This is a genomic window from Pararhizobium qamdonense (assembly GCF_029277445.1).
Classification (GTDB): Bacteria; Pseudomonadota; Alphaproteobacteria; order Rhizobiales; family Rhizobiaceae; genus Pararhizobium; species Pararhizobium qamdonense.
On sequence record NZ_CP119567.1, the window covers coordinates 294,870 to 320,218 of the forward strand.

At 61.8% G+C, this 25,349-nt stretch carries 23 protein-coding genes; 12 read left to right on the plus strand and 11 right to left on the minus strand.

The window, feature by feature from the left end; genetic code table 11:
- The first annotated feature begins 13 nt into the window (after positions 1-13).
- From PYR65_RS22635 to PYR65_RS22650, 4 genes are all read left to right on the plus strand, one after another.
- On the plus strand, positions 14-1,033 hold the full coding sequence (locus tag PYR65_RS22635; protein ID WP_200953567.1) for an extracellular solute-binding protein: 1,020 nt from the start codon (positions 14-16) through the stop codon (positions 1,031-1,033).
- Between the two features lie 66 nt (positions 1,034-1,099).
- On the plus strand, positions 1,100-2,131 hold the full coding sequence (locus PYR65_RS22640; RefSeq protein WP_276121677.1) for a histone deacetylase family protein: 1,032 nt from the start codon (positions 1,100-1,102) through the stop codon (positions 2,129-2,131).
- A gap of 2 nt (positions 2,132-2,133) precedes the next feature.
- Positions 2,134-3,018 carry an N-carbamoylputrescine amidase gene (gene aguB / locus PYR65_RS22645; protein ID WP_276121678.1) on the plus strand — a complete coding sequence of 295 codons (885 nt, stop codon included), beginning with the start codon at positions 2,134-2,136 and terminating at the stop codon, positions 3,016-3,018.
- Complete coding sequence (locus PYR65_RS22650; protein WP_276121679.1) at positions 3,015-4,157, plus strand: serine hydrolase domain-containing protein; 1,143 nt, start codon at positions 3,015-3,017, stop codon at positions 4,155-4,157. The genes aguB and PYR65_RS22650 overlap by 4 nt, the downstream gene beginning before the upstream one ends.
- Positions 4,158-4,167: 10 nt before the next feature.
- Here PYR65_RS22650 and PYR65_RS22655 read toward each other — a convergent pair whose 3' ends face one another.
- The 5 genes from PYR65_RS22655 to PYR65_RS22675 all read right to left on the minus strand — a co-directional run bounded on the left by PYR65_RS22655 (position 4,168) and on the right by PYR65_RS22675 (position 7,715).
- On the minus strand, positions 4,168-4,860 hold the full coding sequence (locus PYR65_RS22655; RefSeq protein ID WP_276121680.1) for a DUF2161 domain-containing phosphodiesterase: 693 nt from the start codon (positions 4,858-4,860) through the stop codon (positions 4,168-4,170).
- A 93-nt stretch (positions 4,861-4,953) separates the two neighbouring features.
- Positions 4,954-5,427 carry a GreA/GreB family elongation factor gene (locus PYR65_RS22660; protein WP_276121681.1) on the minus strand — a complete coding sequence of 158 codons (474 nt, stop codon included), beginning with the start codon at positions 5,425-5,427 and terminating at the stop codon, positions 4,954-4,956.
- Between the two features lie 67 nt (positions 5,428-5,494).
- Positions 5,495-5,929 (minus strand): low affinity iron permease family protein, encoded by a 435-nt coding sequence (locus PYR65_RS22665; protein ID WP_276121682.1) that lies wholly within the window; start codon positions 5,927-5,929, stop codon positions 5,495-5,497.
- 112 nt (positions 5,930-6,041) lie between these two features.
- Positions 6,042-7,043 (minus strand): pyridoxamine 5'-phosphate oxidase family protein, encoded by a 1,002-nt coding sequence (locus PYR65_RS22670; RefSeq protein ID WP_328518515.1) that lies wholly within the window; start codon positions 7,041-7,043, stop codon positions 6,042-6,044.
- 54 nt (positions 7,044-7,097) lie between these two features.
- The gene (locus tag PYR65_RS22675) at positions 7,098-7,715 is read right to left on the minus strand and encodes a glutathione S-transferase family protein (RefSeq protein WP_276121683.1); all 618 of its coding nucleotides are present in this window, start codon (positions 7,713-7,715) and stop codon (positions 7,098-7,100) included.
- Between the two features lie 120 nt (positions 7,716-7,835).
- Between PYR65_RS22675 and PYR65_RS22680 the strand changes: the two genes are divergently transcribed.
- The 4 genes from PYR65_RS22680 to PYR65_RS22695 all read left to right on the plus strand — a co-directional run bounded on the left by PYR65_RS22680 (position 7,836) and on the right by PYR65_RS22695 (position 13,809).
- Complete coding sequence (locus tag PYR65_RS22680; protein WP_276121684.1) at positions 7,836-8,756, plus strand: LysR family transcriptional regulator; 921 nt, start codon at positions 7,836-7,838, stop codon at positions 8,754-8,756.
- An 81-nt stretch (positions 8,757-8,837) separates the two neighbouring features.
- Positions 8,838-9,440: a TetR family transcriptional regulator gene (locus tag PYR65_RS22685; protein ID WP_276121685.1), complete on the plus strand. Its 603-nt coding sequence runs from the start codon at positions 8,838-8,840 to the stop codon at positions 9,438-9,440.
- A 55-nt stretch (positions 9,441-9,495) separates the two neighbouring features.
- On the plus strand, positions 9,496-10,635 hold the full coding sequence (locus PYR65_RS22690) for an efflux RND transporter periplasmic adaptor subunit (protein WP_276121686.1): 1,140 nt from the start codon (positions 9,496-9,498) through the stop codon (positions 10,633-10,635).
- A gap of 30 nt (positions 10,636-10,665) precedes the next feature.
- Complete coding sequence (locus tag PYR65_RS22695; RefSeq protein WP_276121687.1) at positions 10,666-13,809, plus strand: efflux RND transporter permease subunit; 3,144 nt, start codon at positions 10,666-10,668, stop codon at positions 13,807-13,809.
- A 430-nt stretch (positions 13,810-14,239) separates the two neighbouring features.
- Here the strand turns inward: PYR65_RS22695 and PYR65_RS22700 are convergent, their stop codons facing one another.
- Both PYR65_RS22700 and PYR65_RS22705 read right to left on the minus strand, forming a co-directional pair.
- A complete protein-coding gene (locus PYR65_RS22700; protein ID WP_276121688.1) occupies positions 14,240-15,250 on the minus strand; it encodes an amino acid ABC transporter substrate-binding protein in 1,011 nt (336 codons plus the stop codon).
- Between the two features lie 102 nt (positions 15,251-15,352).
- Positions 15,353-18,406, minus strand: a complete 3,054-nt coding sequence (locus tag PYR65_RS22705) for an aminotransferase class III-fold pyridoxal phosphate-dependent enzyme (protein WP_276121689.1) — start codon at positions 18,404-18,406, stop codon at positions 15,353-15,355.
- A gap of 128 nt (positions 18,407-18,534) precedes the next feature.
- Between PYR65_RS22705 and PYR65_RS22710 the strand changes: the two genes are divergently transcribed.
- Positions 18,535-18,969, plus strand: a complete 435-nt coding sequence (locus tag PYR65_RS22710; RefSeq protein ID WP_276121690.1) for an Lrp/AsnC family transcriptional regulator — start codon at positions 18,535-18,537, stop codon at positions 18,967-18,969.
- A gap of 25 nt (positions 18,970-18,994) precedes the next feature.
- On the opposite strand, the gene PYR65_RS22715 is transcribed toward PYR65_RS22710, so the two are convergent.
- The gene (locus PYR65_RS22715) at positions 18,995-19,396 is read right to left on the minus strand and encodes a hypothetical protein (RefSeq protein ID WP_276121691.1); all 402 of its coding nucleotides are present in this window, start codon (positions 19,394-19,396) and stop codon (positions 18,995-18,997) included.
- Here PYR65_RS22715 and PYR65_RS22720 point away from each other — a divergent pair.
- Positions 19,364-20,656: an NCS2 family permease gene (locus tag PYR65_RS22720; RefSeq protein ID WP_060636917.1), complete on the plus strand. Its 1,293-nt coding sequence runs from the start codon at positions 19,364-19,366 to the stop codon at positions 20,654-20,656. The genes PYR65_RS22715 and PYR65_RS22720 overlap by 33 nt on opposite strands.
- A gap of 258 nt (positions 20,657-20,914) precedes the next feature.
- On the opposite strand, the gene PYR65_RS22725 is transcribed toward PYR65_RS22720, so the two are convergent.
- The 3 genes from PYR65_RS22725 to puuE all read right to left on the minus strand — a co-directional run bounded on the left by PYR65_RS22725 (position 20,915) and on the right by puuE (position 23,342).
- On the minus strand, positions 20,915-21,283 hold the full coding sequence (locus tag PYR65_RS22725; protein ID WP_276121692.1) for a YciI family protein: 369 nt from the start codon (positions 21,281-21,283) through the stop codon (positions 20,915-20,917).
- A gap of 143 nt (positions 21,284-21,426) precedes the next feature.
- Positions 21,427-21,912 carry an ureidoglycolate lyase gene (locus PYR65_RS22730; protein ID WP_276121693.1) on the minus strand — a complete coding sequence of 162 codons (486 nt, stop codon included), beginning with the start codon at positions 21,910-21,912 and terminating at the stop codon, positions 21,427-21,429.
- Between the two features lie 11 nt (positions 21,913-21,923).
- On the minus strand, positions 21,924-23,342 hold the full coding sequence (gene puuE / locus PYR65_RS22735; RefSeq protein WP_276121694.1) for an allantoinase PuuE: 1,419 nt from the start codon (positions 23,340-23,342) through the stop codon (positions 21,924-21,926).
- Positions 23,343-23,507: 165 nt separating this feature from the next.
- Here puuE and uraH point away from each other — a divergent pair, with 165 nt between their 5' ends.
- On the plus strand, positions 23,508-23,867 hold the full coding sequence (uraH, locus tag PYR65_RS22740; protein WP_276121695.1) for a hydroxyisourate hydrolase: 360 nt from the start codon (positions 23,508-23,510) through the stop codon (positions 23,865-23,867).
- Positions 23,868-23,870: 3 nt separating this feature from the next.
- Positions 23,871-25,346: a xanthine dehydrogenase small subunit gene (gene xdhA, locus PYR65_RS22745; RefSeq protein WP_276121696.1), complete on the plus strand. Its 1,476-nt coding sequence runs from the start codon at positions 23,871-23,873 to the stop codon at positions 25,344-25,346.
- Positions 25,347-25,349: the final 3 nt, after the last annotated feature.

Genomic DNA, 25,349 nt, shown 5'->3' on the forward strand with positions numbered 1-25,349 from the left:
CATCATGAAACGGATGATCATGGCGGTCACGGCCGCACTTCTCGCCTCCACCGGCCTTGCCCGGGCCGAAGGCGAACTCAACATCTACAACTGGGGCAATTATACCAGCCCCGAAATGATCAAGAAATTCGAGGACCAGTACAAGGTCAAGGTGACGATCACCGACTACGATTCCAACGACACGGCACTCGCCAAGGTTCGCCAGGGCGGCTCCGGCTTCGACATGGTCGTGCCGTCGCAGAACTATATCCCGATCTGGATTTCGGAAGGTCTGTTTCTGGAAACCGATCCGGGCAAGATGGAAAATTTTAGCCACGTCGCCAAGGAATGGCAGAATCCTGAATTCGATCCAGGCCGCAAATACACCGTTCCGTGGGCCATGGGCATCGTTGGCGTCGTCGTCAATACGGATGTCTACAAGGGTGACATCAACACCTGGGGCATCGTCTTCGACACGCCGGACGAGCTGAAAGGCAAGGTCAACGTCGTTCCGGAAATGACGGATGTCATCGACGCAGCCGTGCTCTACAATGGCGGCAAGAAGTGCACCGGCGACCTCGCGATCCTCAAGAAGGTGCGCGATACGCTGGTAAAGGCCAAGCCCAACTGGGTGGCGATGGAATACGGCACTATCCAGAAAATGGGATCGGGCGACTTTGCCGCGTCCAGCGACTGGAACGGCTCGGCCTTCCGCCAGCGCCTGGCCAATCCTGCCATCAAATTCGGCTATCCGAAGGAAGGCTTCGTCAACTGGAGCGACAATCTTGCCGTTCTGAAAGACGCAAAGAACGTCGAAAATGCAAAACTCTTCCAGAACTTCATGATGGATCCGCAGAATGCCGGGATGAATTCCGGGTTCCATCGCTATGCCAACGGCATCGCCGGGTCCGGCGACTTCATGCCCGCCGATATGAAGGGCGCACCGGAAATCGATATCCCCGCCGAATTCGCTTCGGTCGGCGTGCCCTCGCAGACCTGCCCGCCGGAGGTTCAGGAGCTCTACACCAAGATCTGGACCGAGCTTCAGAAGTAATTCTTTTTCCTCGCACCCCGCCGGTCGCGGCGGGGTGCGTTTTGTTTCCGTCCGCAGGATCGTCTCATGAAAACCGTCTTCTCCCCGCGTCATCTCGGTCATGCCAACCAGCTCGAATTGGTCGCCGGTGCCATCGTTCCCGGTTATGAGCTGACATCACGCGCCGAATATGTCTCCGGACGCATCAAGACCGTGGGACTAGGCCCCATCCTTGCGCCGCAGGAGCATGACCTGACCACGGCCGCGCGCATCCATCGCAAGGACTATCTCGACTTTTTGCCGACAATCTGGGATCGCTGGACCGCAGAGCGACGCACCGGCACGGCGCTGCCCTTCACCTGGCCGACACGCGGCCTGCGTGGCGACGTGCCGCCGGAATTCATCGATGGGCTGCTTGGATATTATTCCTTCGACGCCGGCTGCGGCATTGTCGAAGGCTCCTGGGATGCGATCAAATCCTCGCATGACGTGGCGCTGACGGCAGCCAGCCTTATTCAGGACGGCGAGCGCGCGGCCTTTGCGCTCTGCCGCCCGCCGGGTCATCACGCCGGCGCCGGCTTTATGGGCGGCTATTGCTATATCAACAATGCTGCCGTAGCCGCGCAATGGTTTCGCGACAATGGCGCCAAGCGCGTCTCGATCCTCGATGTCGATTATCACCACGGCAACGGCACGCAGGAAATCTTCTATTCCCGCTCTGACGTACAGGTGATCAACCTGCACGCCGATCCGATGCAGGAATATCCTTACTTCCTTGGCCATGCCGATGAGCGTGGAGCGGGCGAGGGCGAAGGCTACAATCTCAACTACCCCATGCGCTTCGGCACCGACTGGGACCGCTGGAGCCAGTCGCTGGAGGATGCCTGCGGCAAGCTGGTAGCCTACAATCCGGACGTGGTGGTGATTTCGCTCGGGGTCGATACGTTCGAGAAGGACCCGATCAGCAAATTCAAGCTGAAGACCGAGGATTTCCCAAAGATCGGCGAGCGCATCGCCCGTCTCAATCTCCCCACCCTGTTCGTCATGGAAGGCGGCTATGCCGTCGCCGAAATCGGCGTTAATGCCGTCAGCGTCCTGACCGGCTTTGAGGGCAATTGACCGTGGCGTCCGGTTCTACGACGACATTGGGCGTCGTCCAATTCGCCTGCACGGACGATCTCGCGGATAATCTTGAGACCGCGTCCCGCCTGATCCATCAGGCCGCGGGCAAGGGCGCGAATATCGTGCTGGTGCAGGAACTGTTCGAGGGGCTGTATTTCTGCCAGACCCAGGATCCCATCCATTTTGGAAGGGCACATGCGCTGGCGGATCATCCTGTCATTGCTCCGATGCAGGCGCTCGCGCGCGAACTTGGCATTGTCCTGCCGGTTTCGTTCTTCGAGAAGAAGAACCAGGCATTTTACAACAGCATCGCGATGATCGATGACACGGGCGCTATCCTGGGCGTCTACCGCAAATCCCATATTCCCGACGGTCCGGGTTACAGCGAAAAATTCTATTTCCGGCCGGGTGATACCGGCTTCAAGGTCTGGCCGACCCGCTTCGGCACGATCGGTGTCGGCATCTGCTGGGACCAGTGGTTTCCGGAGGCTGCCCGCGCCATGGCGCTGATGGGTGCCGAACTGATCCTCTATCCGACCGCCATCGGCTCGGAGCCGGCACGTCCGGACCTGGATACGATGGACCATTGGCGCATGGTGATGCGCGGCCATGCCGCCGCCAACATGATGCCGGTGGCCGCTGCCAACCGCATCGGCGCGGAAACCATCGGCGGAAAGACGCAATCCTATTACGGCTCGTCCTTCATTGCCGGACCGGACGGCCAGCTTGCGGCCGACGCACCGCGTGACGGAGAGGCCGTTCTCATCGCGACATTCGACCGGCAAGACCTTGCCGGCAACCGCGCCGCCTGGGGCATGTTCCGCGATCGCCGCCCGGATCTTTACGGCGCGCTGGCGACGGCAGACGGAGGAGACAGGACGTGACGGAATTCAAGCGCTCGGACATTACGCTTTCAAACTGGCGCACCGCGCCCTTCTCGAAATGGGCTTTTGAGAATGTCAGCGAAATCGTGCCATCGGCGGTCATTGCGGCCAAGGTCAAAGCCGCAGAACCGCCGCTTGATCTCAGTGGGCTCGGGGACCTGAATGTCACCGGCATCGATGGCACCTCCCAGCCCCTGACGGCATTTCTGGCTGAGAGCGAGACCGACGAGCTGGTGGTCATGCGGCAAGGCCGCATCATCGCCGAGTGGTCTGCCGGACATTCCGATCCCGCCTTGCCGCATATCATCTTTTCCGTGTCGAAATCCCTGACCGCACTCCTGGCCGGAATTCTCGTGGGCAAGGGCCTGCTGTCCTTCGGCAAGCGCGTCGTGGATTATGTGCCGGAGGCTGCGGGGTCGGCCTATGCGGATGCGACGGTACAGCAATTGTTCGACATGGAGATCAGCGTCGATTTCGTCGAAGACTATCTCGATACATCAGGGGGCTTCGATCGCTACCGCCGGGCAACCGGCTGGAACCCGGATCGGCCGGACATTCCGGCGCCGGACTTGAAGAGCTTCATCTGCAGCATCGGGAAAGGCGGCTGGAACCACGGCGAAAAGCATGCCTACCGCTCGCCCAACACCGATCTCGCCGGCATCGTCGTGGAGCGCGCGGCAAGTGGGCGCTTGGCAAAATTGCTGAGCGACCATCTCTGGCAGCCGATGGGCGCCGGCTCGAACGCCATGATCACCGTCGATCGGATCGGCACGGCACGCGCTGCCGGCGGCATGTCGGCGACGGCGCGCGATCTTGCGCTGGTGGGCGAGCTTGTCCGCAAACAGGGAGCCGGTCTGATCCCGCAATCCTTCATCGATGACCTGTGGACGGGTGGCAGCCGCGAGGCCTGGAAGAACGGCGACCAGGCGACGCTGTTTCCAGATGGCAGCTACCGCAACTACTGGTACGAAACGGGTGCGGGCGAATTGGCCGCGATCGGCATTCACGGACAGTGGATCTGGGTCGATCCGGCCAGCCAGACCGTGATCGTCAAGCTGTCGTCACAGACCCTGCCGGTGGACGCCGAACGCGATCAGGCCATCGTCGGCATGCTGCGCCAGGTTTCCAGGGCAGTCTGAACCCGGCCCGTCAGCCTGTGATCTCTGCCGGTTCGATGCTTTCCGGTTCCTTCCGCTCCTGCGGCCAGCGTATCAACGCCTCCATGCCGGCGGCCGTCAGCGCGTAGATGCCGCGATCGATGCGCTCGAACCAGCCATAGACATTGCCGCGCAGAATGGTTGCTGCCGAAGGCGTGACCGGCTTCAGATCCCTTGGCCGCAACGGGCCGTCCCGCAGCGCTGCAGCGCAGGCCAGCGCCTGCTGCCGGTAAGCGGTCATGATCGGCGCGCGCGTGCTGCCGCCAAGGGCGGGGTCGCCCTTGCGCTTTTTGTGTTCGGTGACCAGGCGGGACCGCTTGCGCGGGTTCTTGCGCGGCATCAGCGCCATCGGGCTCACGACCACATCGACCGTGCCGTTGTCGGATACACTCAGCATGCCGAAGCCGAGCCGGCGGCAGAGGTCGCGGTAGCGGCGGTCGCTTTCGCGGCCCTTCCCCTTGGCCGAGACACGCGCGGCGATCCACACTTCGTCGCTGGCGCACGCCCGGTCGACCGCCTGCAGGATGAGTTCGAGGTTGAAGCTGAGCTTGAGTTCGCAGAGGACCACGATAGGCGGTTCGTCTGGGCTCAATCCCACCAGATCGCAACCGGCGATCTCGCCTTTGACGCTATAGCCGGCGGCTTCGAGAAAGCCCTTGATCGGCAGGTAAAGCGTGGTCTCCACATCATGTCCTCACATCGTCGCAATCACGGTCTTGCCGTGATTTGCCGGTGATATCAATGAGGAAGATGATTTTCAGGGTGTACCCGTCTTGCGTTACGCGAATGCGGTCACGGAGAGCACGGTGATATCCTCTTCGCGGCCAGCGACCTCGAACTCGATCGTGTCACCGGGGGCCGCATCTTCAAGGGCGCGGGCAAGTGGCGATGTCCAGGCGATGGCCCCGGCCGCAGGATCGGCCTCGTCCTCGCCGACGATGCGGATATCCCGGACCATGCCGCCGCGCCGGATCGAGACCTGCGTTCCAAACTTTACCGCAGCTGGCGCCGCGCTGGGCTCGACGATTTCCATGGTGCTGCGCCGTGCCTCCCAATAGCGCAGGTCGCGCTTGAGGGCGGCAAGCACCTCGTTGTCGCTGGTGGCCGCTGTCTGCTGCATCAGCGCCGCCACCATCTGCTCGATCTGTCTGGCGCCGTTCGGCGTCACAAGATTGCGCGCAGCACTGACGGGCCGCTCGGGAACAGGCGGCGGCGGGGCGTCGTCGATTTCCTTGGTGAATGCGCGGCTCATCCTTTTTTCCCTTCAAGTCAATGTCTAGCAAATTTACGTGCCGTTCGGGTCTGCATGGACCTCCCGTTCAACCCTTCTTCTTCAGTTTCGTGCGCCGGTCGCGGATGATGTGATCGACTTTTCCGGCAAGTGCATGGTCCGGCTCGCTTTCGGCTGCCGCGCGCAGAAGCTCGGTCAGCCGCCGCAATTCCTTTTCGTCGAGATGTTCGATGCCCATAAAACGGTTCTCGGCTCCGCTGGTCAGGATCAGCTCGTCGAGCTTCGCCTGCACTGCCTTGCCGTCGCGGTTCTGGGAGTTTTGCAGCACGAAAACCATCAGAAACGTAATGATCGTCGTCCCTGTGTTGACGACAAGCTGCCAGGTTTCGGAAAAACCAAAAATGGGGCCGGTGACGGCCCAAAGCAGGATCCCGGCGACCGCGATCACGAATGTCGCGGGTTTGCCGGTCAGTTGCGCGACCCCGCCGGAAAATCTGGAAAAGAGACTGGGTTTTTCGGACATGGCAATCCTCCATCGGGCAGAGCCATGAGTTAAAGTCCCGGCAGGGGCGGAAGTTCCTGCCGGGATTTTTGCCGACGTAAATATCGGAACTTCGCCGTCCTGAAGCCCGGTCTCAGGCCATCGGACCCGCCAACCGGCGCGCGGCCTCGTCCCAGCTTCCGGTCATCCGCAGGCTCGGCGACTGTCCTTCCGCATGCGGGGTCCACCGCAGTTGCAGGGCGCCGGGTCTGCGGATGATGCGGCGCGGCGTGAAACGCCAAAGGCGTTCGGCACCCTCGAACGCCGCAAGTTCCGGCGCTTCCAGAATGACTTCGGCGTCTCCGGTCAGCTGCAAGAGACCGCCGGTCTCGAAATCGGCAAACACCAGGCCGGCTTTACCATTGGCAAGGATGTTGCCGAGCGTGTTGAAGAACAGATTGCCGGCGAAATCCGGAATGGTCAGCACGCCGTCGCCATCCACCCGCACGAAGCCCGGCTTGCCGCCCCGGTGCGAGACATCCACCTGGCGCTCTCCGTGAGCAAGGTCCGCATAGGTTGCGACAAAAAACGTATCGGCACCATCGATCATCCGCCGTGCGTCTCCGTCGAGCGTCTGAAGGACGATTGGCCCGGCGATCGGCTCGTTTGAAGGGTCATCGACAGAGCTGAAATCGCGCAGCTGGATATATTTCGGACAGTTGCCATAGGCCTGACCAACATCGACCTCGAAACCTGCCGCCCGGGTACGCCTGATCGTTCCGTTCAGCCGGTTGCGCCGCCGCGTGTGCAACTCGATCCCGAGCATGCCGATAGCGTTGCCGTCCCCAATCCCGGCGTCTGCCGGATCTGCGCTCTCGCGGCCAAGAGTGACGTGCAGCGTGTACGGATCCGGGCTCTGCAGGAACCCCGGCGTGTCTGCCCGAACGGTTGCCCAGGCATCACCGTCGCCATCCACCGTTCCCAGCACGATGAATGGCAGCTGCGGATAGAAGGCACGGTGCTGCTCGATCAGATGATTACGCAGAACCCGGCGGCCGACCTCTTCCATACGCCCGGCCACACCGGCCTGACGCTGCAGCGCCTGCTCACCGGCATGCCAGGGGGAAGCGTCTTCGGTTGCGGTGGTCAAAAGCATCAAACGCTCCCTTGAAAGTGGGTTGATGAACAGGCTGGCAGCAGCGCCACCTGCTCAGGCAGCCTCCGGAAGGCCGATTGCGGTCTTCTGGAAGGCGACGAAACCGGGAAGCTCTTCGACGCGCTTCAGCCAGGCGCTGATATTGGCATAGGCGCTACGATCGACATTACCCTCCGGCGCGCGGGCGATATAGCTGTAGAGCGCGACATCGGCGATGGTCGGATGACCCGCTGCGATCCACTGGCGGCCGTCAAGGGCAGCCTCGATTTGGCCGAGGATAAGATGGGCGCGCGCGATAACCTCGCCGGCATCGAAGCCAGCACCGAAAACGGTGACCAGTCTCGCAGCGCACGGCCCATAGGCGATTTCGCCGGCGGCGACAGATAGCCAGCGCTGCACGGCCGCTGCGCCCTTTGCGTCTTCCGGCAACCAGTTGTTCGCGCCATGCTTCTTGGCGAGATAGACGAGAATGGCGTTGGAATCGGCAATGATGTCACCGGCATCGTCGAGGACCGGAACCTGACCGAAGGGATTGAGCTTGAGAAAGTCCGGGCTCTTGTGGGCGCGGGCGGCAAGATCGACTTCGACTAGCTCGGCATCGATCCCGAGCAGCGAGATGAACAGCCGGGCGCGATGCGCGTGGCCGGACAGCGGGTGATAGTAAAGTTTCATCGACAGTCTCCTTCAGGCTTGTTTGCCCTGGAGAAGATGTTTCTTTCTTCGTGAAAACAGAAGTATGATAAAAGACAAGATGTCATTCCATCTTGTGGAATAATGAACGGGGATTGGGACGTGGACAGGCTTCAATCCATGCGGGTTCTGGTCAAGGCCGCCGATACCGGCAGCTTTGCGCAGGCAGCCCGCGCCCTCAATATGAGCCCGCCGGCCGTGACCCGCGCCATTGCCTATCTGGAGGATCTGACGGGTGCCCGGCTGTTCCTGCGATCGACGCGATCGGTGAAACTGACGGCGCCCGGGAGCCGCTATGTGGAGGATTGCCGCCGCATCCTTGCCGATATCGATGAGGCCGAGGCGTCTGCCGGCGGCTCGCATGCAACACCCTCCGGGCTGCTGACGGTGACCGCGCCCGTCCTCTTCGGCCAGATCTATGTCATGCCGGTCCTGACGTCTTTCCTGACGCAGCATCCGGCCGTCAATGGCCGAGCCCTTCTGCTCGATCGCGTCGTCAATCTGCTGGAGGAGGGGATCGACGTTGCCCTGCGTATCGGCGAACTGCCGGATTCCGGCTATCATGCCATCAAGGTCGGCAGCGTTCGCCGGGTGATCTGCGGTGCGCCTTCCTATTTCGTGCGCCATCCGATGCCCAAAATTCCCGCCGATCTGGCAGAGCACACGGTCATCGCCAATACCGGCTCGTCCGCACCGCAGGACTGGCGCTTTTCCGGCGCGGAAAAAAGCAGCGTCACCTTACGCCCAAGACTGTTCTGCAACACGGTCGATGCCTCGATTTCCGCCGCGCTCAGCGGCTGGGGCCTGACCAGTGCACTCTCCTATCAGGTCGCATCGGCAGTGCGGGAGGAACGGCTCGAAATCGTTCTTCCCGGCTATGAGGAAGCGCCGATTCCCATCCATGTCATGCATGCGGAAGGCCGCCATATCTCCGCCAAGACCAGGGCCTTCGTGGACTTTCTGGTGGCCGAATTGCGCGCCAACCAGAGCCTGCAATCGGCCACTGCGCTGGCCAAAGGTTAGAATGCCGCAGTTGACATGGCGACAGTTCCGATTTACGACTGACGAAATTCTAAATTCGTCAGTCGTAAATCGGAACTGCTCATGGACGAAACCAGCGATATCCTCGACACCGCACGGCAGGACAATATTGCGCGGATTCTCGAGGCGGCGGAGCGGCTGTTCCGGCATTATGGCTATGCCAAGACGAATGTCGCCGATATCGCTCGCGATCTTGGCATGTCGCCCGCCAATATCTATCGCTTCTTTGCCTCCAAGACCGAAATTCATCAGGCGATCTGCGGCCGCATGCTCGCCGGAAGCTATCAGCAGGCCTTCGAGATCTCGCAGCTGCCGATCAGCGCCGCAGATCGCCTGCGCCGCTATCTGCATGCGGAGTACCAGCTGATCCTGACCGCGATGCTCGACCATGAAAAGGTCCACGAGATGGTCATCGTCGCCATCGAGCGCGACTGGCACGTCATCGAAAAGCATATCGACCGCATGCACCTGTTGCTGGAAGAGATGATCCGCCAGGGCATCGCTGCCGGCGAATTTGCCGAACAGGACGTTGCGGTTGCCGCCCGTTCTTTCGGAGCGGCGACGGTGATCATGTGCCATCCGCAGCTGGTGGCGCAATGTCTGTCCAAGCCGAACCGGGCGACGCCCGACGAAATTACCGAATTTGCGATTAAAGCCTTGAGATGAACGCGGCGCCTGCGGGCCCGCTTCCCCGACTTCATTTTTGACCAGGAGTGCGAACATGCCTTCGCCAAGCCATAGCTATATCCGTTTGTCTGTGATTGCCGCCATCTCCGCAGCCGTTTTCGCTTTGTCCGGATGTTCACAGGAAGAGGCCGAAACCAGGGAGATCGTACGGCCGGTCAAGGTAGTCGAGATCGCTGCTATCGACACCTCGCGCACGCTCAGCTATTCCGGCACGGTTCGCGCCCGCACCGAAATGAACCTCGGCTTCCGGGTCAACGGCAAGATCACCGAGCGCCGCGTCGATATCGGCCAGCGGGTGAAATCCGGCGACCTGCTCGCCCGCATCGATCCGACCGATTACGCGCTTGCACTGACCAGCGCTCAGGCAAACCTCGACGCCACCGAGCGGCAGGTCGAAACCACGGAGCTTGCCCGCCTGCGTGCCGAGCAGCTGTTTGCCAAGAACGTCTCGCCGAAATCGCAACTCGAGCAGGCGACGCTCAGCTACAATCAGGCCGTCGCCACCCGTGATGCGGCCCGCTCGGCTCTCGACCAGGCAAAGAACCAGGTCAGCTATACCGATCTGAAGTCCGATCAGAACGGCATCGTCACGGCGATCAGCGCCGATATCGGCCAGGTGGTCGGCTCCGGAACCCCCGTTGTCAGCGTTGCCGTCGATGGCGAGAAGGAAGTGCTGGTCGCCATACCCGAAACGGATATCGCCCAGTTCAAGCCCGGCAAGGTGGTGACCGTCGGGTTCTGGTCGGATGCCGCTTTGATGCTTGAGGGCAAGGTGCGGGAAGTCGCCGGCAGCGCCGAACCGCAGTCGCGCACCTTCGCTGTTCGCATCAGCCTGCCAAGCGATCCGAATGTTCTGCTCGGGATGACGGCCGGCATCGTCGCTGCTGCCGCCGATACGCAGAAACTGGTCTCCATTCCCCTGAGCGCGCTCGCTAAAAAGGACGAGCAATCGATCGTCTGGACTGTCGATCGCACCGCAGGCACCGTGCATTCCCGTCCCGTCGAGGTCGCCGATTTCACCAATGACGGCGTGCGGATCGCGCAAGGATTGGAGCCTGGCGATGTGGTGGTCGCTGCCGGCACGCAATTCATGACCGAAGGCCTGAAGGTGAAGCTCGGCAGCGATGCCACGCAACAATCCGCCGACGCCGGCAATACACAGCTTGTGCGCTGACCCCAGCTCCATCGAAAGCGGAACAATGCGATGACCTCTTCCACCGACCAAAAACAGTCCTTCAACCTATCGCGCTGGGCGATTGCACATCCCAGCATCGCGCGGTTCCTGTTCGGGCTGATCCTGATCACCGGCGTGCTCGGCCTGATGCGCATGGGCCAGAAGGAGGATCCTGATTTCACCTTCCGCGTCATGGTCGTGCAGGCGATCTGGCCGGGCGCGTCGATCCAGGACATGGAAGATCAGGTCGTCAACAAGATCGAGCGCAAGCTGCAGGAAACCCCGCATCTCGATTTCGTCCGCTCCTACACGCGTCCCGGCAGCGCCATCATCACCCTCCAGGTCAAGGGCGACACCAATGCCACCCAGGTTGCCGATGCCTTCTACCAGGTGCGCAAGAAGGTCGGCGATATCGCCAATGAGCTGCCGCAGGGCCTGCTCGGTCCGTATTTCAACGATGAATTCGGCGACACCTTCGTGACTTTGCATTCGTTGAGCGGCGAGGACTACAGCTACCCCGAACTGAAGACATTCGCCATCCAGGCGCGCGACATGCTGCTGACGACGCCGGGCGTCGAGAAGGCCGTCATCATCGGCGACCAGCCGGAAAAGATCTATATCGACATCTCCTCTGCCGTGCTCGCCTCGCGCGGCCTGACGCTCACCGACGTACAGAATGCCATCAAGGGACAGAACAATGTCGATCCCGCCGGTTCCGTCGATACCGGCACGCGTTCCGTGCGGATTTCGGTCGAGGGCGGGGTGACAAAACCGGCCGATATCCGCGAGCTGCGGCTGCGCTCCGGCAACGAGATCACCCGTCTCGGCGATATCGCCACCGTCTCCTCAGGTCTGGAGGATCCCTATCAGCGCAAGTATCGTTTCAACGGCCAGGATAGTGTGCAGATCGGCGTGGTCATGGCCAAGGGCTACAAGGTGACCGATGTCGGCGCTGCGGTCGAGGAAACCTACAAGCGGTTTGAAACCGCGCTGCCCTATGGGGTCACCGTTGCTCAGATCGCCGACCAGCCGGAGGTTGTCACCGAAGCCGTCGGTGAATTCATGAAGGCGCTCGGGGAAGCGCTTGTCATCGTGCTCGTCGTGTCCTTCCTGTCGATCGGCTGGCGCTCGGGCCTCGTGATCGCCATTGCCATCCCGCTCGTTCTGGCCGCCACCTTTGCCATCATGTACGAACTCGGCATCGACCTGCAGCGCATCTCGCTGGGGGCGCTGATCATCGCGCTCGGGCTTCTCGTCGATGACGCCATGATCGTCGTCGAACTGATGGAGCGCAAGCTGGAGGAGGGGCTCGACAAGCTCGACGCCGCCAGCTTTGCCTATACATCGACGGCATTCCCGATGCTGACCGGCACGCTGATCACCACGGCCGGCTTCATCCCGGTCGGATTCGCAGCCTCGACGGCCGGTGAATATGTGCGCTCGCTGTTTTATGTCGTCGGCATCGCGCTGGTCGTCTCCTGGTTCGTGGCCGTCTATTTCACGCCCTGGCTCGGCTACATGATCCTCAAGCAGCGTGCCCATGCCGGCAGCCATCACGACGTCTTCGATACGCGTTTCTATCGCCGCCTGCGCTTGACCGTCGGCTGGGCGGTGCGCCACCGCGTGATCGTGCTGTCGCTGACGCTCGTCACCTTCGCGGCCAGTCTGTTTGCCTTCCAGTTCATTCCGAAGAACTTCTTTCCGCAATCATCGCGCCCGGAAATCCTTGTCGATCTCTGGCTCCCCGAAGGCACAAGCATCAAGGAAGTGGAAAGCCAGGCAAAGGCGCTGGAAGCGAAAATCCTTGACGACAAGGACAAGAAGTTCATCGCCACCTATATCGGTGAAGGCGCGCCGCGCTTCTTCCTGCCGCTCGACCAGCAACTGCGCAATCCCAATTTCGCCCAGCTTCTCGTCATGGCCAATGACGAACCCGCCCGCGAACGGCTGATCGTCAAGCTTCGCAGCATTCTGGCCGAGGACTTCCCGTCCGTTCGCGGCAAGGTCGATCGCCTGTTCCTCGGTCCTCCGACCGGCTGGCCGGTCCAGATGCGCGTGACCGGGCAGGACCGCGCGGAAGTGCGCCGTATCGCCGATCAGGTAAAGGCGAAGTTCGCGGAGAACCCTGAGCTTGGCGCCATTCACGACGATTGGCTGGAGCCCGTCCCGGCGATGAAGCTGATCATCGACCAGGATCGCGCCCGCGCGCTCGGCGTCTCCTCGCAACGCATCCGCCAGATGCTGCAGGCGACGATGAGCGGTGCGCCGCTCGACGATTTCCGGGACGGCGAGGAAACGGTCTCCATCGTTGCCCGCGAACCGGATGCCAACCGCCACCTCCTGTCGGCGGTGCATTCGATCTACGTGCCGACTGATTTTGGCAGCTATGTGCCTTTGTCGCAGGTTGCCAAGGTGGTGCCCGTTCTCGAGCAGGGCGTCGAATGGCGCCGCAACCGCCTGCCGACAATCACGGTGCGCGGCACGCTGCCCGACAATGTGCAGCCGAACGACGTGGCGATGAAACTCTATGCCGACATGAAGCCGCTGCGCGACAGCCTTGCGCCGGGGTATTCGGTCGAAATCCAGGGCGGAGCGGAAGATGCGGCCGAAAGCCAGCAGTCGATCGCCGACAAGGCGCCGGTCATGCTTGCCGTCATCGTCGTGCTCCTGATGATCCAGCTCCAGCATTTCGGCAAGGCGATGCTGGTTCTGGCAACCGGTCCGCTCGGCATCATTGGTGCTGCCGCCGCGCTGTTGATCAGTGGCGCCCCCTTCGGTTTCGTCGCCATCCTCGGCGTCATCGCGCTGCTCGGCATCATCATGCGCAACTCGATCATCCTCGTCGACCAGATCGACCAGGATATTGCCGCAGGCATGGAGCGGACGGAAGCAATCGTCGGCTCGGCGGTGCGGCGTTTCCGGCCGATCGTGCTGACGGCGATGACGGCGGTCCTGGCGCTGATCCCGATTTCGCGCGGCGTCTTCTGGGGGCCGCTCGCCTATGCGATGATGGGCGGCATTCTGGTTGCCACCGTGCTGACCATCCTCGTCCTTCCGGCCGGATATGCGTTGTTCTTCGGCAAGGCACCGAAGGACAAGGTTGCCGGGCCGGAGAAAGCCGGCGATGAGCCGAAGGCATCCGTGTCCTATCCGGCCGCGATCGCCGCAGAATGAACCGGCCTCTGCGACGGCACTCTATGGAAGCTGCCGTCGCGCAGCAATGCAAGTAGCGAAGGAAGGTCTGGCGTTGAACCGATTTAGTCCAAGGTCAGCCATCTGCTACGCGCATAGCGCATGGCTGCTCTGCAAAATTCTGCCTACGATTTAAGCTGAATCGATGTATATTCAACTCATCGAAGTGATGCACCTCCTCCCGCAAAGCTTCGATATGTAAGTGGCCTCACTCCTCCTCCCAGAGGGCACTTGCGGAATGGCAACACTCCTCCTCCCAGTTGCCGTTCGGTTTTATTCGAAAGCCTGCCGCACCTCCTCCCGCGGCAGGCTTTTTCGATTCTGAGCCTTTTTCTCTTTGTTTCCCTGACAGACATGAAAAACCGCCGCGAAATTCGACCTCGCGACGGCTCAGGCAGTTTTTGTTTTTCGATCAGCGAAGCGGCGGCGCGTAGACGAGGCCGCCATTGTTCCACAGGTTGTTCAGGCCGCGCTCGATCTTCAGCGGGCTATCCTTGCCCAGATGGCGCTCGAAGACTTCACCATAGTTGCCGACGGCCGAAATCGCCTGGAAAGCCCATTTCGGATCGAGGCCGAAATTCTTCGAAATCGCGCCGTCAGCACCGAGGAAGCGCTTCTGCGCCACAGTGCCGTCTTCCGCCGTCTTTGCCGCACTGTCCTTGGTGATGCCGAGTTCCTCCGCCTCGATCATCGCAAACAGGGTCCAGCGGACAATCTTGAACCACTGCTCGTCGCCCTGGCGAACGGCTGGGCCGAGCGGCTCCTTGGAGATGACCTCGGGCAGAACCATGTAGTTGTCGGGATCGGTCAGCGTCAGGCGCTGGGCGTAGAGAGCCGATGCATCCGTCGAATAGACGTCGCAGCGGCCGGTTCCGAATGCCTGCACGGTCTGGTCGGGCTTTTCGAAGGCGATCACGTTGTACTGAATGTTGTTGGCGCTGAAATAGTCCGCCATGTTCTGTTCGGTCGTGGTGCCGGTTTCGGTGCAGACCGAAGCCCCCGATAATTCCTTGGCGCTCTTGACGCCGAGATCCTTGCGGATCATGAAGGCCTGGCCGTCATAATAGTTGGCGCCGACAAAGCTCATGCCGAGATCGGTATCGCGCGACAGCGTCCAGGTGGTCTGGCGCGACAGGAGATCGACTTCGCCCGATTGCAGGGCGGCGAACCGCTCCTTGGTGGAGAGTGGCACATATTGCACCTTGCTGGAATCGCCGAGCGTGGCCGCCGCAACCGCACGGCAGAAATCCACGTCGAAGCCTGCCCATTCACCCTTGTCATTCGGGCTCGAAAAGCCGAGCACGCCTTGGCTGACGCCGCAGCGTAGCGCGCCGCGTTCCCGCGCGATCTCCAGCGTGCCCGCCTGTGCTGCAGTTCCAGCCAGCGTTGCCGCTGCCAATAGTCCAAAAATTGCTGTTTTCATGATGTCGTTCTCCTCCGGTTTTTAAGTCGCACCTGCTCCGTCCGGGCAGCGCCAAGCGCTGCCAAGCTCTTTCTTGTTGGTTCTTTGCTATTGGCCGGGCCGTCAGCCCCGCGCCGTGACCGCCTCGAATGTGTCGTCAAGCACGGACAACAGATGGTCCGCATCGCGTTTCAAGAAGATCATCGGCGGGCGCATCTTCAGCACGTTGTCATGCGGCCCCTCAGTCCCCATCAGCACGCCGCGGTGGCGCGCGCCGTTCGATACCGCCCGGGCAAAATCCGTCGCCGGTGCCTTGGTCTTGCGGTCGGTCACGAGTTCGATGCCGAGGAAAAGCCCCATGCCACGTACGTCGCCGATCACCTCGTAACGCGCCTGCATCTTGCGGAAGCCGTCCATCAGGTAAGTGCCGATCGCAAGCGCATTGCCACGCAGGTCCTGGCCTTCGATCACATCGAGCACGGCAAGGCCGACGGCGCAGGAGACCGGGTTACCGCCGAACGTGTTGAAATATTCCATGCCGTTGTTGAAGCTGCCGGCAATCTCGCGGGTGGTGACGACGGCCGCCAACGGATGGCCATTGCCGATCGGTTTGCCCATGGTGACGATATCGGGAACGACGCCCTGGTCTTCGAACGCCCACCAGTGGCTGCCCACCCGGCCGAAACCGACCTGGACCTCATCGGCGATGCAGACACCGCCGGCGTCGCGCACCATCCGGTAGACTTCTTTCAAATACCCTTCCGGCAGGAACACCTGACCGGCAACGCTCGGGATCGATTCGGCGATGAAGAAGCCGGGGCCTTCGCCCTTTACCTGCATCTGCGCAATCAGTTCGGCAACGCTCTCGGCATAGCGCTTGCCATGCTCTCCGGCCGCCCAATCGGCCGGTGCGCGATAGCTGTCGGGAACGGGTGCAACATGCACATGCGGCTTCTTTTCTTTTCCGCCCTTGCGTCGGAACTTGTACGGGCTGATGTCGATCAGCTCCTGTGTCGTGCCGTGATAGGCCCAGTCGAGCACGATGGCGTTTTCGCGGCCGGTATGGGCGCGCATCATCCGCAGCGCCAGGCCATTGGCTTCCGAGCCGCTGTTGACGAAACCGGCCACCGTCAGTTCCTTCGGCAGCGTCGCGGTCAGCCGCTCGGCATAGGCAACGATATTGTCGTGCAGGTAGCGCGTGTTGGTGTTGAGCACCGACGCCTGGCGCGCCATCGCCTCCACCACGGCCGGATGCGCATGGCCGATATGGCAGACATTGTTGAAGCAATCGAGATAGGCCCGGCCGCTGTCATCGATCATCCAGACGCCATCGCCGCGCACGAACTTGATGGGCTTGTCATAGGAAATCGACAGGTTGGGAACCAGCAGCTCGCGGCGTAGCGTGACGATCTCCTCATGCGACCGCCCGCTCTTCTCATAGAATTCCGGTGCGATACCGGCAAAGGCGTTGGCATCGGGGAAAAGCTCGGCCCAAACATCGAGATAGCGCTCCTCGCCGACGCCGAGGATTTCGGTGGCGGAAAGCCGCGTATCGACCGAGAGCTGCAGGTGCAGATGCGGCGCCCAGCCGCCGTTTTCGGCAGGCGCACCCATTTCGCCGACGAGCGCGCCCGCTTCCAGGTGGTCTCCCGCCTTCAAGCGGCTAAGCGCTTCGTGGGCAAGATGGCCCCAGAGGCTGACGAAGGCCGGGCAACCCTCCGGTTCATGGCGCAGCGCAATCAGGCAGCCGTAGCCGAGCGGGTCCGGCTCGATCTCGACACTGACGACCGTGGCAGCGATCGGCGTGTAGAGCCGGGTGCCCGCAGCCATGAACAGGTCAAGGCCGAGATGGCGGGTGCGGCGCGTGTCCTCAATCAGCCGCGATACGAACATCTCGCCGGAATAGACGGTGCGTGCCTCCCCCCAGGGGCCGATGCCGAGATCGACGCCCTGTTCGGCGCAGTAAAGCTCCCAAATCGCCTGCGCCGCATCCGGCTGTTCGCCGGCGGATGTCAGCGTCATCGGATGCTGCGGATCGGCATAGGGCACCAGCGCTGCCGGATATGTGGCGGCCGGGCGGTCGAGCACCGGATGAAGTAACGTGCGGTTTGCCGCGATCCAGGCGGTGACGGCGCGCGTGCCGGGGGTGGCCTCGAAGCCGCAGGCATGGCGCAGGATGGCGGTTGCAAAACGCCGGTTCATCGCATCCATCTTGCGCAGCAGCGTCCAGGCCGGCTTTTCGCTAATGGCGAGATAAGGATTGCCGCCGGTATGGGCATGGCGCGATGCCGAGATCGTCACCGAAGTCACGAGCCGCATGGCGATCAGGTCGAAGAGAAGATCGACTTCCTCCTCGAGTAGCGGATATTCGGCATGAAAACCGCGCAGGATATCAGCGGCAGCACCGATCGGATCGGCATGATCGAGCCCGGCATAAGCAGCAGCAATGGCAACCTCGGCAATAACGGGCGCATAGAGCGCGTCGCCGAGATCGATCAGCCCGGCGATCCGGTCATGATCCTCGTCAGCCACCAGGACGTTCCAGTCATTGGCATCGTTGTGAATGACCGTCGAGCGCAGCTTCGCCAGCTTCGGTTCGACCACGGTGTCGAAGCGGTCAAGGAACCGCTCAAGCAGCGCCCGGTCGTCAGCATTTGCAACATGTTGCAGCCTGTCCGCTGAGCGGCGGGCATTGCGGATGTTCCAGTCGAGATCGCGCAGGGCGCCCGGATGCATGAAACCCTGCAGGGCCCGGTCGAAGCGGCCAAGCAGGCCGCCGAGCGATGTCAGTGCTTCCGGGCTGCGGGCCGACTGCGCCAGCGGCAGGCCCGGCACCCAGCCGACCAGCCGCAAAAGATGACGCACCCCATGCGCGCTCGTGGTTTCGCCAAGGCTTGCCCCCGAGATTGTTGGGCGGATATGCGGAACCGGCAGGTCCGGGGCGTGTTCGCCGACATGGCTCAGAAGCGCCGTCTGGAAGTCGCTTTCGACAGGCGGTTCGGCGGCGTTGACGATCTTGAGGATATAGATACCCCCGGTGCTGGCCGTCACCTTGAAGTTCTGGTCGCGTTCGCTGTCGAGCGGCGAAAGCGTGCCGTCGAGGCCGTAATGCTCGGCCAGCAGGCGCTTTGCGTCATCGCGTGAAAAATCCGGTGTGGTCTTCAGCATATCGGTCATGATTGGTCCTCGTCTGCGTGCAGAGTGGCACGGGAAGGCAAAGCTTTGCATCCGGCAATATGCCGGTTGCACCGGCATTATGTTTATAATAACCGTCATCTTGCCCGTTCGCAGAAAGGCCCGACAGCATGCAGGACACAGACGTGATCGACCGCACGATCTTGAGCATCCTGTCGCGCGAGGCGCGCATCCCGATGAAGTCTCTGGCGGGCCGCATCGGGCTTTCCAGGAGTGCGACGACCGAGCGCGTCAACCGGCTGGAAAAGGCCGGGATCATCCGCGGCTACAGGGCCGATATCGGCCAGCTGGACGAGGGCCAGGTGCATGCCTTCCTGCTTTTGACGCTGAAAAAGACACCTTCCATTGGCGTGCTCGACCGGCTGGCCGGCTTCTCCTCCGTGCGCAAAGTGTCCTCGGTCAGCGGCCAGCTCGATCTCGTCGTCGAGGTCGAGGTCGGCTCCATCAATGCGCTGAACGAGTTGAGAAACGAAGTGGCGACGATGGACAATGTCGATGACCTCACCACATCGATCGTTCTGCGCCGCGATATCGAACGCAGCTGACCTTGCTTGACTTTGCTGCGAAGGCTCACACAATGATGAGCAGAAAAATTACAGCATTTCCGCCGGTTTTGCAGCCGATGTCGCGAAACTCGCACGGGTTTTCCGCCGAGTGGGCGAGATGTCTTCCCAAACTGTCCCCCGAAAAATTTGAAAGTCTTTCGCTCGCGGCGTCGAAATGGACGGCTAGCGATCTGCCGCGCGAAAACGCACAATCATAAAACCGTGAATGAGACATCCGGCCTGCCATCATGGCGGCCGGAGACTGATCGGGCAGGGGCCCTGACGAGCCATGATGGCTTGAAGATCGGTACAGTTTGGCCTTGCCGCCAGAGGAGAAGGCGGCTTGGCCATTGGCATGCGCCGGGAATGGATTTTTCCGGCCAAGGGAGGAAATATGTTTGAACGGCTCTTCAAGCTGAGTGAGCACAATACCACGATCCGCACCGAACTGGTGGCGGGCGTCACGACATTTCTCACGATGTCGTATATCATCTTCGTCAATCCCGACATCCTGTCGACCACCGGCATGGATCGCGACGCGATCTTCGTCGCCACCTGTCTGGCCGCCGCACTCGGCTCGATCGTCATGGCGCTGGTCGCCAACTGGCCGATCGGCATGGCGCCCGGCATGGGCCTCAACGCGTTCTTCGCCTTTACCGTCGTTGCCGCCCTCGGCTTCACCTGGCAACAGGCGCTCGGTGCGGTCTTCATCTCGGGCCTGATCTTCGTCTTTCTGACGGTCACCGGTATTCGCAGCTGGCTGATCCAGGGCATACCGCATTCGCTGCGCAGCGCGATCGCCACCGGTATCGGCCTCTTCCTCGGCATCATCGCCCTGAAGAATGCCGGTATCGTTGTCGACAATCCGGCAACGCTTGTCGGCCTCGGCAGCCTGAGGGAAACCGGACCGCTGCTCGCCATCTTCGGCTTCTTCGTCATCGCGGTGCTCGATGCATTGCGGGTCAAGGGGGCGATCCTGATCGGTATCCTGGCGGTCACGGTGCTGTCATGGGTCACCGGCGTCAGCCAGTTCCAGGGCGTCGTCTCGATGCCGCCGAGCATGGCGCCGACCTTCCTGCAGCTCGACATTGTCGGCGCTCTGCATGGCGGCCTGATCCATGTCATCCTCGTCTTCGTTCTCGTCGAAGTGTTTGACGCGACGGGCACGCTGATCGGCGTCGCCAAGCGGGCCAACCTGATCCAGGAAGGCCAGCCGAGCCGCCTTGGCCGCGCGCTTCTGGCCGACAGCACGGCCATCGTCGCCGGTTCGCTGATGGGCACCAGCAGCACCACGGCTTACGTCGAAAGCGCGTCCGGCGTTCAGGCTGGCGGCCGCACGGGGCTCACAGCCCTCGTCATCTCGCTGCTCTTTCTTGCCGCACTGTTCATCTCGCCGCTGGCGGCCTCCGTGCCCACCTATGCGACGGCGCCGGCTCTGCTTTACGTCGCCGGCCTGATGATGCGCGAGCTCACCGAAGTCGATTGGGAAGACCTCACCGAAGCCGCACCGGCAGCGCTGACGGCTCTTGCCATGCCCTTCACCTACTCGATCGCCAACGGCCTCGCCTTCGGCTTCATCAGCTATGTCGTCCTCAAACTGTTCACCGGCAAATGGCGCGCCATCCACCCGGCTACCCTCATCGTCGCCATCCTCTTCGTCATCCGCTTCGCGTTTTTCGCGGAGTGAGGCGAGGCAGCGCCTCGTTTCAGGGGAGATAAACACAGAACGGGCCGCATGCGTTGCGGCCCGTTTTTTATGGAACGTCCCGTTATCTGGTGATTGCGTTCACAGACATTGCAAACAAGGGTTTGGCGACAAAGAAACCATCATCTCTTTTCGCGGCGCCCGATCATGGAAACTTAGTCGTTTGTCAAAAGAGCTTAGGGTGAAACCAGCGACTGTCTGCGCAGCTTCAGCTTCCCGCGTACCTTGAGCGTCAGAGCTTCATTGCCAGTCCGCCAATTCATACAACGGCCGTATCTCAATCTCGCTCGGTCCCGGCATCGGATTGGGGCAGCGTTTCACCCAGGCCACTGCCTCGTCCATGTCCTTGACGTCCCAGAGCCAGAAGCCGGCCACCAGTTCGCGGGCCTCGGCGAAGGGGCCGTCGATGACGGTGCGGCGGGTGCCGTCGAAGGCGACACGCTTGGCTGCGGAAGAGGGTTTCAGGCCGTCCGCATCGCGCAGGATGCCGGCTTCACGAAGCTCGTCGTTGAATTTGCCCATCGCCTCCATCATCGCCTGGGTTTCGGCTGTCGGCACGAAACCCTTTTCGCTGTCTTCGGTCGCTTTCACGAGAACCATCACACGCATCGTCAATCTCCTGGTTAGAGCAGGCCTCATCTGGCCTCACATCCTAACGACGAACGGGCTTTCCGGAAATCGACATTGTCAGCAGAAAAATTTTCGCCCGCCGGAAAGGCGGGCGATGGGACGGCTTGAACGCGGTGGATGGTTCAGCGGATCAGAAACGGCGCGTCGTAGAAATGCTCTTCGAGATTGACGCCTTCGCCGGCGCGATCGACCACGGCGAAGTCGGAGACGCCATCCAGTGGCGTCAGGATACCGTGCCAGATATTGCGGCCGATATTGACGCCCTGTCCGGGCGCCGTCCTGAAGGCAATCGGTTCGCCCGGTCCGTCCGGCGTTTCCTCAGCGACGACGACCAGGAACGGGTGTTCGCTGAGCGGAATGAACGCCTGGCTGCCGAACGGGTGGCGCTCGACCATGGTGAGTTCCAGTGGCAGCGGGTAGGGCTCGCCGCGCAAGAGGCTGATCATCGGGCGGGCTTTTTCGCCCGTCGTCTCGATCCTGGCGAGATCATGATAGCGCACGCATTTTCCGGCATTGATCGGGAAATGGTGCGCACCCTCGGTTTCCAGCACTTCGCCGAAGGGGGCGAAAGCCTCGCGGGTCAGCGGTTGAATATTGATCGTCTTCATCGTGTCCCTCCTCAGTTTGGCAGCATGTCGGTGAGGCGCAGCAGCGCGATCCGCTCGACCTGGCGGCAGGCGGTCTGGAATTCCGTTTGCCAGTCATTGCCGATGCGGCGCTGGAAGGCGGCCAGAATGTCGGCCTTGCCAAGCCCGCGCACGGCGATGATGAAGGGGAAGCCAAAGGTTTTGACGTAGCGGCCGTTCAGGATGTTAAACTGCTCGCGTTCCGCATCTGTCAGCGCATCGAGCCCGGCAGATGCCTGTTCGCTGGTCGAGCTTTCGGTCAGGCGCTTGGCCTGCGCCAGCTTCCCGGCAAGATCCGGGTGGGCGTTGAGCACCGCCAGCCGCTCCGTTTCGCTCGCGCCGCGAAAAACGGCTGCCAAGGCCGCATGCAGGCCGAGAGCAGTATCGTTGGCCGCGCCGAGCTCGCTGGCATAGGCGCGCCTGGTGATCCAGTCCGAATGTTCAAAGACGCCGCCGAATTTGGCAACGAAAACCTCTTCAGGAAGGCGCGACGGGCGATCCTCGTTCGGCTTGAAGGGAAATGTCTTTGCCCAATGCTCGGCAATATCGATGCGGCGCGCGAGCCAGACCTTGTCGTGGCTCTTCACATAATCGATGAACCGGGCGAGAGCGGCGGCGCGTCCCGGCCGTCCGGCCAGGCGGCAATGCAGGCCAATATTCATCATTTTCGGCGCGCCGTCAGTGCCTTCCGCATACAGCACGTCGAACGTGTCTTTCAGATAGCTGAAGAACTGGTCGCCACTGTTGAACCCTTGCGGCGTCGCAAAGCGCATGTCGTTGGTATCGAGCGTATAGGGTATCACCAACTGGTGCCTGCCGTCATGTTCGTGCCAATAGGGCAGGTCGTCGGCATAGCTGTCGGACACATAGGCAAAGCCGCCTTCGTCTGTCACGAGGTCGACGGTGTTTTCCGAACACCGGCCGGTATACCATCCGCGCGGCCGCTCGCCGGTCACCAACGTGTGCAGCCGGATCGCTTCTGCGATCTGCTTGCGCTCTTCGGCTGCATCCATGTCCTTGTGCTCGACCCATTTCAGACCGTGCGAGGCGATCTCCCAGCCGGCACTCAGCATCGCCGCCACCTGCTGCGGAGAGCGTTTCAAGGCGGTTGCGACCCCATAGACGGTGACGGGAACGTCCCGCCCGGTCAAAAGCCGGTGCAGCCGCCAGAAACCGGCGCGGGCACCATATTCATAGATCGATTCCATGTTCCAGTGGCGCTGGCCCGCCCAGGCGCTGGCGCCAACGATCTCCGACAGGAAGGCTTCGGAGGCGATATCGCCATGCAGCACGCAATTTTCGCCGCCCTCCTCGTAATTGACGACGAATTGCACGGCGATGCGGGCGCCGTCCGGCCAGGCGGCGTTTGGCGCGGTCGCGCCATAGCCCTGTAGATCGCGCGGATATCTCATGAAGTCGCTCCTCCCAAAGTCTGTGATGCACCGATTTCTAAACAGAAAACGCGCGCGCCATTCCCCTTCAAAATTTTGAAAGTCTCGAACGATCAGCCCGCTACCGCAGGGAAGTGGAGTGGCGGATAGTGGCGCAATGAATGCAGTCTTCGGGAGGTGAAACGCATGCAAACTGGAACAGCCGGCCGGCTGACGACCCATGTGCTCGACACAGCGCTCGGCAAGCCCGCCGAAAACCTGCGCATCGACCTTTTCCGCATCGACGGCGAGCACGCCGAGCCGATCGGCTCCACCCGTACCAACGATGACGGCCGCTGCGATGCGCCGCTGTTGAGCGGCGAGACCATGACCTCAGGTATTTACGAGCTGCGTTTTTATGCCGGTGATTATCTCGGCCGGAAAGATGGCCAGGTCGCGTTCTTGAACATCATCCCCATCCGCTTCGGCATCGCAGAGGTGTCGGCGCATTATCATGTGCCGCTGCTGCTGTCGCCGTACAGCTATTCCACCTATCGCGGGAGCTGAGCCATGACCGTTCAGATCCGCAGCTCCATCCGTTTCCTGCTTAATCACCGCCTGGTCGAACTCTCGGCCGTCTCGGCAGTTCAGACCCTGCTCGATTTCCTGCGCATCGACCGCAATCTGCGCGGCACCAAGGAAGGCTGCGCCGAAGGCGATTGCGGCGCCTGCACGGTGCTGGTCGGGCGCCTGTTGGATGGCCGGCTGAAATATGAGAGCGTCAACGCCTGCATCCGTTTCGTCGGCTCGCTTGATGGCTGCCATGTCGTCACGGTGGATTCGCTTGCGTCGCCCGGTGGCCCGCTGCATCCGGTACAGCAGGCGATGGTCGATACGCATGCCTCGCAATGCGGCTTCTGCACGCCCGGCTTCGTGATGTCGCTCTATGGTCTTTGGATGGAAAATCCGAAACCGTCCGTGACCGAAATCGAAAAGGCGCTGCAGGGCAATCTCTGTCGCTGCACCGGATATGCCGCCATCATCCGCGCCGCCGAGGCCGTGTCGGTGATCGGCGATCTCGACCGCGATCCGCTGGTCGCGGAACGCGCCACGATCATCCAGAAACTGGAAGGGCTGAAGGACGGCAAGCGCGTCGAAATCGGCGAAGGCTCCGAGCGCTTTCTGCTGCCGGCCTCCGTCGATGATCTCGCCGATATCTACGAGGCCGAGCCGAAGGCCCGGATCGTCGCCGGTTCTACCGATGTTGGTCTGTGGGTGACGAAATTCATGCGCGATATCGCCCCCGTGGTGCATCTCAGCCATCTCGACGAGTTGCGCCGCATTGAGATCGATGCGACCGGCGTGACCTTTGGCGCCGGCGTCAGCTACACGGAATCCTTTCCGCTGATTGCAAAGCACTTCCCGCAGCTTACCGAACTCTGGAACCGCATCGGCGGCCAGCAGGTGCGCAACATGGGCACGATCGGCGGTAACATCGCCAACGGCTCGCCGATCGGCGATACGCCTCCGGCCTTGATCGCGCTCGGTGCGTCCGTCGTTCTGCGCAAGGGCCGGGTGCGCCGCACCGTGCCGCTCGAACGCTTCTTCATCGAATATGGCAAGCAGGATCGCCAGCCCGGCGAGTTCGTCGAGGCCGTGCGCATCCCGTTCCTCAATCAGAATGCGCGCTATGCGGTCTACAAGATCACCAAGCGGCTGGACGAGGATATCTCCGCCGTCTGCGGCGCCTTCCACTTGGCCTTCGACGGGGGCGGTAAAGTCAGCGGCGCCGTGATCGCCTTTGGCGGCATGGCGGGGACACCCAAGCGGGCTGGACATGCCGAAGCGGCGTTGACGGGTGCAGAGTTGACCGAAGCCACGGTCGAGACCGCGATGGAGGCGCTCGGCAAGGACTACACGCCGCTGACCGACTGGCGCGCATCGGCCGATTACCGCCTGCTGGTCGCAAAAAACCTTCTGCGCCGCTTCTATCTGGAAACGCAGGGCGACGCGCCGGTGCGGCTTGACCGCAAGCAGGCCGTGTGAGGA

What these genes read in the sequence shown, in the direction of transcription:
- PYR65_RS22635 (WP_200953567.1), top strand. Translation starts at nt 14, where the DNA reads ATGATCATGGCGGTCACGGCCGCACTTCTCGCCTCCACCGGCCTTGCC.
- PYR65_RS22640 (WP_276121677.1), top strand. Translation starts at nt 1,100, where the DNA reads ATGAAAACCGTCTTCTCCCCGCGTCATCTCGGTCATGCCAACCAGCTC.
- PYR65_RS22660 (WP_276121681.1), bottom strand. Translation starts at nt 5,427, where the DNA reads ATGAGCCGCGCATTCACCAAGGAAATCGACGACGCCCCGCCGCCGCCT.
- PYR65_RS22665 (WP_276121682.1), bottom strand. Translation starts at nt 5,929, where the DNA reads ATGTCCGAAAAACCCAGTCTCTTTTCCAGATTTTCCGGCGGGGTCGCG.
- PYR65_RS22670 (WP_328518515.1), bottom strand. Translation starts at nt 7,043, where the DNA reads ATGCTTTTGACCACCGCAACCGAAGACGCTTCCCCCTGGCATGCCGGT.
- PYR65_RS22675 (WP_276121683.1), bottom strand. Translation starts at nt 7,715, where the DNA reads ATGAAACTTTACTATCACCCGCTGTCCGGCCACGCGCATCGCGCCCGG.
- PYR65_RS22685 (WP_276121685.1), top strand. Translation starts at nt 8,838, where the DNA reads ATGGACGAAACCAGCGATATCCTCGACACCGCACGGCAGGACAATATT.
- PYR65_RS22690 (WP_276121686.1), top strand. Translation starts at nt 9,496, where the DNA reads ATGCCTTCGCCAAGCCATAGCTATATCCGTTTGTCTGTGATTGCCGCC.
- PYR65_RS22695 (WP_276121687.1), top strand. Translation starts at nt 10,666, where the DNA reads ATGACCTCTTCCACCGACCAAAAACAGTCCTTCAACCTATCGCGCTGG.
- PYR65_RS22700 (WP_276121688.1), bottom strand. Translation starts at nt 15,250, where the DNA reads ATGAAAACAGCAATTTTTGGACTATTGGCAGCGGCAACGCTGGCTGGA.
- PYR65_RS22705 (WP_276121689.1), bottom strand. Translation starts at nt 18,406, where the DNA reads ATGACCGATATGCTGAAGACCACACCGGATTTTTCACGCGATGACGCA.
- PYR65_RS22710 (WP_276121690.1), top strand. Translation starts at nt 18,535, where the DNA reads ATGCAGGACACAGACGTGATCGACCGCACGATCTTGAGCATCCTGTCG.
- PYR65_RS22720 (WP_060636917.1), top strand. Translation starts at nt 19,364, where the DNA reads ATGTTTGAACGGCTCTTCAAGCTGAGTGAGCACAATACCACGATCCGC.
- PYR65_RS22725 (WP_276121692.1), bottom strand. Translation starts at nt 21,283, where the DNA reads ATGCGTGTGATGGTTCTCGTGAAAGCGACCGAAGACAGCGAAAAGGGT.
- PYR65_RS22730 (WP_276121693.1), bottom strand. Translation starts at nt 21,912, where the DNA reads ATGAAGACGATCAATATTCAACCGCTGACCCGCGAGGCTTTCGCCCCC.
- puuE (WP_276121694.1), bottom strand. Translation starts at nt 23,342, where the DNA reads ATGAGATATCCGCGCGATCTACAGGGCTATGGCGCGACCGCGCCAAAC.
- uraH (WP_276121695.1), top strand. Translation starts at nt 23,508, where the DNA reads ATGCAAACTGGAACAGCCGGCCGGCTGACGACCCATGTGCTCGACACA.
- xdhA (WP_276121696.1), top strand. Translation starts at nt 23,871, where the DNA reads ATGACCGTTCAGATCCGCAGCTCCATCCGTTTCCTGCTTAATCACCGC.